The following is a 6,847-nucleotide window of genomic DNA, read 5'->3' as shown; positions in this document are numbered from 1 at the left end:
CTTTCGCTCCTGCGTGGACTCCCACATTGATTATTGTTCCAGGCATAGGTGCAGTTACTGTGTTTACTCCTGCTCCTGCCCCTGCTGCAGTAGTTACTGGTTTCGGTGCTACTGGTGCCGGCGTAGGCGTTGCTGGTTTTGGTGCTACTGGTGCAGATGCTCTTGGTGCAGATGCTACTGCCCCTACCTCTTCTACTCCTACTTCATATTCGTTTCCATTGACAACAACTTTAAAAGTTTTCATTTTTATCCTCCTGTAAAATTTCTTATAAGATTATTAAGCTAAAAAATCAGATTCTATCTTTTCTCAACAACTGTTTTCACAATACTCTTTGGAGAGATCCCCATCTTTGCAGCCACTGCAGCAGAAATTGCAGCCATAAGTTCCGGATCGTTGACATCTGGTTTCAAAGGAGTTTTTTGAGATGTTTCCACTGCCGCTTCCGATTTTGGTTTTTCAGCCAAAAGTTTTGTCATCATTCCTATAAGAAATTGTATGAATATGAGTGCCGTAATTGTTATTCCCATACCTAGAATTACAGTTACAACTACACCCATCATCTTGTCTCCCATATTCAGGCTTTTGATGGTCTCCGGATTAGAAAACATTCCCATAAGTTCTGTAATATTCATTTTGTCCTCCCTTCTTCATTTTTTTTAAATCAAAAAAAATCACTGAATATTTAACAATAGCTTTAGTGAATAAATAAGGGAGCAAATGCTCCCCCTATTTATTTTTTTACTTGTCTTATTACATCTGTTACAGTTCCGTCTCTGTATTCTATGATTCCCACTACTGTATCCTCATATTGAATTCTTTTTGGAACTCCTGTTAGTTTTTCAACCTCAGCTTTTAATTCCTCTATAGACATTAGCTCTATTCCTGCTTCAGTAAACTTTTCTATAAGGTCCGTTCTCAGAGGGTTCACGCATGTTCCTCTTTCAGTTACCAGTACATCTACTGTTTCTCCTGGAGTTACTACATTTGTTACTTTATCCAGTAAAATTGGTATTCTCTTTCTCATTGTTGGTGCTACACACACTGTCAGCTTTGCACCTGCTGCAGTATCAGGAGCTCCGCCTTGAGCACCCATGATCATTCCTGTAGAACCTGTCATTGAGTTTAAGTTGAAATCTGTATCGATCTCTGTAGCAGATAGTATCATCATATCTAACTGGTGAGCAGAACAAGATTTATTGTGAGGGTTTGCATACATAGAAGCTGACATTTCTATATGATTCGGATTTCTGTTAAATGAATCTGCTGCAGCTCCGTCGAAAGTCTGGGTATCAAGCAGTGCATTGAACAATCCTGCTTCAAGAAGTTCTACAAGGTAAGCTGTAATTCCTCCAGCTGCAAAAGATCCTTTTATTTCATTTTTTTCCATGTATTCTCTTATAAATTTACAAACTGCAAGGGAAGCTCCTCCGGAACCAGCCTGAAAAGAAAATCCTTCTTTTACAAGTCCTGATGCAATCAGTACCTTAGCAGCGTTTTCAGCAATAAGTAGATCCATCGGATTTTTAGTTACTCTTGTTGCTCCTGTAGCTATTTTTTCCGGGTCACCTATTGATTCAACCTCTACCACATAGTCTACGTCAGCCATTGAGATAGATATTTTTTCTAGTGGAAATGGCACAAGGTTATCTGTGATAGCTACTACTTTATTGGCATATGCTGCATCTACCATAGGATATCCCATAGCACCAAAGGCAGCCTTTCCTTGTTTTCCATTCATGTTCCCCATAGGGTCACATGCTGGGGCAGCTATGAATGCCACGTCGATCTTTACCTCTCCGGCTTCTATAGCTCTAGCTCTTCCGCCGTGAGTTCTAAATACTACCGGCTTTCCAAGAATATTGTTTGTGGCGACCTCTTTAGCTATCTTACCTCTTAATCCTGAAGTATGAAGTCCAGTTACTACGCCGTTTTTTATATGATCAATTAATGGCTCATGAGCAGATGTCAAAGATGATGAACAAATTGTTATATCTTTTATCCCCATAGCTGCAATCTCTTCCATAACCATGTTTAGTACATAGTCTCCGTTTCTCAAATGATGGTGAAAAGATATTGTCATTCCGTCTTTTATTTGAACTTTTTCTAAAGCTTCTTTTATACCACCTAATAATTTTACGTCTCCAGGTCTTGAAGAAGATTTTGATGGAGAATATTTTCTTCCAGATGCTTCTGTAGCAAATGGTCCGGAGTATGGTTTAACTTCACCATAACCTTCAATAAAACTTGGCATCTCTCTTCCCAATTTATTAACTAATGTCTTTAATTCCATCTTTTTATTTCCCTCCTGAATTATTTGATTAGTCCTGCACCCTTAGCTAAAGAAACTACTCTTTCAGCTTTAGCGATTACCGGAATATCAACCATTTTTCCATTTACTGTAATTACTCCACCATCTTGAATATTAGCTTCTGCTGCTGCTTTTAGGATTGCCATAGATTTCTCTACTTCTTCCATAGACGGAGTAAAAATATTATGAACCTCTTTCACTTGTGAAGGGTGAATACATGACTTACCTGCAAATCCAAGATTTTTTGCCGACTCTACTTCTTTTATAAATCCGTCCATGTCTGATACATCTGCCCATACAGTATCTATAGCATCTACACCAGCCACTGCTGCAGCCATTACTACCTGTGATCTAGCATAAAAAAGTTCTGTTGCTGCCTTTGTTCTGTCTGTTCCGAGAGTTCTTGTGAAATCCTCGGCTCCAAAAGAGATCGTAACTACTCTGTCAGATGACTGTGCTATAGCCAAAGCATTCATAACTCCTAAGGGAGTTTCTAAAGATGCCTGTATCTTTACAGATCCAGGTTCGATTCCGTGCTCTTTTTCCACTTCGTCTAGTAATGCTGTCAGCTCATGTATGTGCTCAGGTTTTTCACACATAGGAAGTCTCATTCTTCTCATTCCTGCAGGTACAAGAGCTCTTATATCTAGCTCTCCAAAAGGTGCTTTTTCTCCTGTCGGTGTTCTAAGTGGATTAGTTCTTACAAACACTTCACACTTTCCATAATCTATAGTTTTAAATGCTTCTACAAGAAGGTCTCTTGCAGCATCTTTTTCATCATATCTTACTGCGTCTTCCAGATCAAACAGGATACAGTCTGGTTTGTAGATGGCAGTGCTAAATAACATTTTAGGGTTACTTGCAGGAGCAAACAACATAGTTCTTCTCAGTTTTTTCATTATTTTACACCTCCTGCAGCAGCCTTTGCTCTTCTTACTGCTGTTTTTGTTCTAGCTTTGATTATAAAATCTAATGCTCCAAAATCTTGTACAGTTACCTTTGCATTTTCTGTTTCCATCTCTGCAAGAGCCTCCATTACCGATTTTTCCATTAAGTCTCCGAACATACCTTTTAATTTTGAAATTACTTCAACACTGATTCCTACGGTATTCAGATCAACTGTAACCAATGCATCTGAAGTTTTTTCATTTCCGCAAATTCCAATCATTATTTTTCTCCTTTCAATATATGAGTCAATTTTTTTTAGCAGCAAATTATTTATTTAAGTTATACAAAAACCGTCATTATGTATTCATTTTCTTCTTCTAACTCTTCAGCTCTTTTATTTAAAAATTCTTTTGCATTTTCTGGGAATAGAGCATACATGAGGATATCCTCGTCACTTTGAGCCAGATTCCCTATCTCGGCTTTGAGTTTTTCAAATTCGGGAGCGATATCATCTGCAGGTCTGTGGGTTATAGGCTGCTCGTCACCTATTATTTTTCCTCTTATTTCCTGGCTAATAGGTGCAGGAGACTGCCCGTATTTACCTCTTACATATTCTTTTATCTCTTTAGGGATAAACTTGTATCTTTCTCCTACAAGTACATTAAACACTGCCTGTGTACCAACCATTTGAGAAAGAGGTGTAACTAATGGTGGGAATCCAAGGTCTTTTCTGACTCTAGGAACTTCTTCAAGAACCTCTTCATATCTATCAGATGCCCCCTGCCCTTCTAATTGTGAAAGAAGGTTTGAAAGCATTCCTCCTGGAACCTGGTATGTAAGGGTTTTTGGTTCTACATCCATTACCTTTGGGTTTAATATCCCTTCTGATCTGTATTTTTCTTTTATAGGCTTAAAATAGTCTGCTATTTCAGAAAGAATGGCAAGATTTAACTCAGGATCTCTCTCACTTCCCTTTAAAACATGTGCAAATACTTCTGTTGCAGGTTGTGCTGTACCTCCGGAAAAAGGAGATATACCTGTATCGATTATATCTACTCCAGCCTCTATAGCTCTCATATAAAGCATTGATGCTATTCCGCTTGTACAGTGAGTATGCAGTTCTATCGGTAGATCTGTTACAGATTTCAGCCTTTTTATAAGGTCATAGGCTACGTTTGGAAGAAGTATTCCAGCCATATCTTTTATACATATTGAATGTGCTCCTAATTTTTCAAGTTCTTTTACTTTCCCTACAAAATAATCTATAGTATGAACTTCACTTGTTGTATAGGCTATACACCCTTGACAGTGTCCATTATATTTTATGATTGACTTGATTGAAGTTTCAAGGTTTCTGTAGTCGTTTAATGCGTCAAAAACTCTTATAATATCTATCCCGTTTTCCAGAGATTTCTCTATAAATTTATCAACTACATCATCTGCATAATGTCTGTATCCTAAAAGGTTCTGACCACGAAGCAGCATCTGAAGTTTTGTATTTTTGACTCTTTTTCTCATCTCTCTCAGTCTTTCCCAAGGATCTTCATTGAGAAATCTTATACAGGCATCAAATGTAGCCCCACCCCAGACTTCTAGGGAATAGTATCCGGCTTGATCCATTTTTTCCAGGATAGGAAGAATCTCTTCAGTCTTAAGCCTTGTGGCTATTAGGGACTGGTGCCCGTCTCTGAGAGCAGTCTCAGTTATTTTTAACTTTTTCAAAAGAATCACCTCAATATTTATTTAGAATACTGTATACAAAATCACCCATAACAAATACTGTATACAGTATTTGTTCCCGAATATCTTACATCCTTTTACTATCTTTGTCAACGTTAATCCCATATATTAAAGGATTTTAAGAACTGGTGTAAATTTTATAATTTTTATTTCATTAAACAATTTTTCTGAAAATAAAAACAGGCCAATACAAAGATCAAATTCTTTGCATTGGCCTGTTAGAGCTTAACTGTAGTCATCCCTAAAAATTACCAATAAACATATGTGATTTTTAAATGGATTCACAAAAGGCCACACAACAAGCGTTCCTTTTGGATCTATCTTGTACAATTATAACGCACCTTTTCCTGTGTGTCAACATTAAGATCTATTTTTCATCAAATAAATCTTTCGTACAAATAGATTCAAGAATTTCAAAAATCACTGTATTAAATAATAGTAATATTTTACGAAAACTCTACATAATGAATAAGGGCTTTCTTAAATATATAAGGTCTACTCAAGACAGCCTTTAAAACATTTCCACTCTGCTAACCTGCAAACTATCTGAAAATAACTATTACATAAAGACAGACTCTGTCTTACTTTTAATTTGGTAACTTTTCAAAAAAAATTGACTTCCATTTTTTCAACTCAGCTATCCAGGCAATAAATTAGTCTTCTCTCTCAGTTTAACTGAGAGAGAAGACCTCTAAATTTCTATTAAAAACTTACATCCATTCATCTTCGCCCTGACCCTGAAGTTCTTTCAAAACTCTGTCCATCTCTTCAGAATCCACTAATTCCATTTTTTCTTCCAAATGTTTTTCTATTGCAGCAGCAATAAAATCATCTATTGGCTCATCTAAATATCTACATATTTTTTTCATTTCTGAATATAATTCTTCTTCTAGATCCATTGAAAGTTTTTTCATTCCTTCACCCCTTTTATCCTTATACTAATTTCAATTCTTTAGAGTAACCTCTAAATTTGAGCTTTCATTAAGCACTTGCCAGTTGTTTTTTTCTGAACATTTGCTTTATAAGAGGGAACACAACTGATAAAACAGTCAACACTATCAAAGTTATAGATATTGGTGATCTGAAGAATATCTCAGATTTACCATTAGAAAGAGTAAGTGCCTGTCTGAAAGACTGCTCCATTGTTCCACCTACTATTACTCCTAGTATCATAGGTGCAGTTGGTACGTTGGCCTTTGCCATAAATAGTCCCATAACTCCGAATATAACTAACAGGTAGAAATCCATTGCACTGTTTCCAACAGCATAGGTACCTATAAATGCAAGTCCTAAAACTATAGGATAAAGAATCTTTGGAGGTATAGCCAGTACTCTTACAAGCACTCCAGCCAAAGGTATATTTACTATTGCAAGTACTATATTACCGATAAACATACTAGCAATAAGTCCCCAGGCTATATCAGGATGCTGAGTAAACAGCATAGGTCCAGGCTGAAGTCCAAGCATGAGAAGTGCTCCCATCATTACCGCTGTCGTTCCTGATCCAGGAATTCCAAGAGTCATCATAGGGATCAATGCTCCTACTGACGCCGCATTGTTTGCAGCCTCTGGTGCAGCTAGTCCTACTATTTCTCCCTTACCATAATCATCAGGATTTTTAGAAAGCTGTTTTTCATTGTTGTATGCCATAAGAGATGCCATTGTTCCACCAGCACCAGGAAGAGCACCTACAAAGAATCCTAAAGGAGTACTTCTCAGTATTGGCCAGAGACATCTTTTCCAGTCTTCCTTGGTAAACCAAATTTTACCAAATTTGGTCTGCATTTTTTTCTGACCTTCATTTATAGATTTGAAACTCTTAAATACCTCTCCTAGAGCATAGATACCTATGATCAGTATTAAGAAATCTATTCCCTGCTGGAGTTCCATTACACCAAAGGTAAATCTTG

Annotated in this window: 7 protein-coding genes and 1 pseudogene; all 8 read right to left on the bottom strand. The window is 37.1% G+C overall.

Annotated features, from left to right (window positions below):
- A pseudogene (locus ABZA26_RS04715) lies at nucleotides 1–244 on the bottom strand (acetyl-CoA carboxylase biotin carboxyl carrier protein subunit); the annotation flags it as partial.
- A gap of 53 nt (nucleotides 245–297) precedes the next feature.
- The gene (locus ABZA26_RS04710) at nucleotides 298–633 is read right to left on the bottom strand and encodes an OadG family transporter subunit (protein WP_372713362.1); all 336 of its coding nucleotides are present in this window, start codon (nucleotides 631–633) and stop codon (nucleotides 298–300) included.
- A 98-nt stretch (nucleotides 634–731) separates the two neighbouring features.
- On the bottom strand, nucleotides 732–2,291 hold the full coding sequence (citF, locus tag ABZA26_RS04705; RefSeq protein ID WP_372713361.1) for a citrate lyase subunit alpha: 1,560 nt from the start codon (nucleotides 2,289–2,291) through the stop codon (nucleotides 732–734).
- Between the two features lie 20 nt (nucleotides 2,292–2,311).
- Nucleotides 2,312–3,208, bottom strand: a complete 897-nt coding sequence (locus tag ABZA26_RS04700; protein ID WP_372713360.1) for an aldolase/citrate lyase family protein — start codon at nucleotides 3,206–3,208, stop codon at nucleotides 2,312–2,314.
- A complete protein-coding gene (gene citD, locus ABZA26_RS04695; RefSeq protein WP_372713359.1) occupies nucleotides 3,208–3,477 on the bottom strand; it encodes a citrate lyase acyl carrier protein in 270 nt (89 codons plus the stop codon). The genes ABZA26_RS04700 and citD overlap by 1 nt, the downstream gene beginning before the upstream one ends.
- Nucleotides 3,478–3,536: 59 nt before the next feature.
- Nucleotides 3,537–4,919 carry an oxaloacetate decarboxylase subunit alpha gene (locus ABZA26_RS04690; RefSeq protein WP_372713358.1) on the bottom strand — a complete coding sequence of 461 codons (1,383 nt, stop codon included), beginning with the start codon at nucleotides 4,917–4,919 and terminating at the stop codon, nucleotides 3,537–3,539.
- Between the two features lie 728 nt (nucleotides 4,920–5,647).
- Entirely contained in the window at nucleotides 5,648–5,851 is a 204-nt protein-coding gene (locus ABZA26_RS04685; RefSeq protein ID WP_372713357.1) for a hypothetical protein, read from the bottom strand.
- A gap of 67 nt (nucleotides 5,852–5,918) precedes the next feature.
- Nucleotides 5,919–6,847 (bottom strand): tripartite tricarboxylate transporter permease (locus ABZA26_RS04680; protein ID WP_372713356.1); only part of this gene is annotated, 929 nt, incomplete at its 5' end.

Source organism: Ilyobacter sp. (assembly GCF_041583315.1).
Classification (GTDB): Bacteria; Fusobacteriota; Fusobacteriia; order Fusobacteriales; family Fusobacteriaceae; genus Ilyobacter.
The sequence above is the reverse complement of the archived record's forward strand: the minus strand, read 5'-3'. Positions and strand labels throughout refer to the sequence as shown.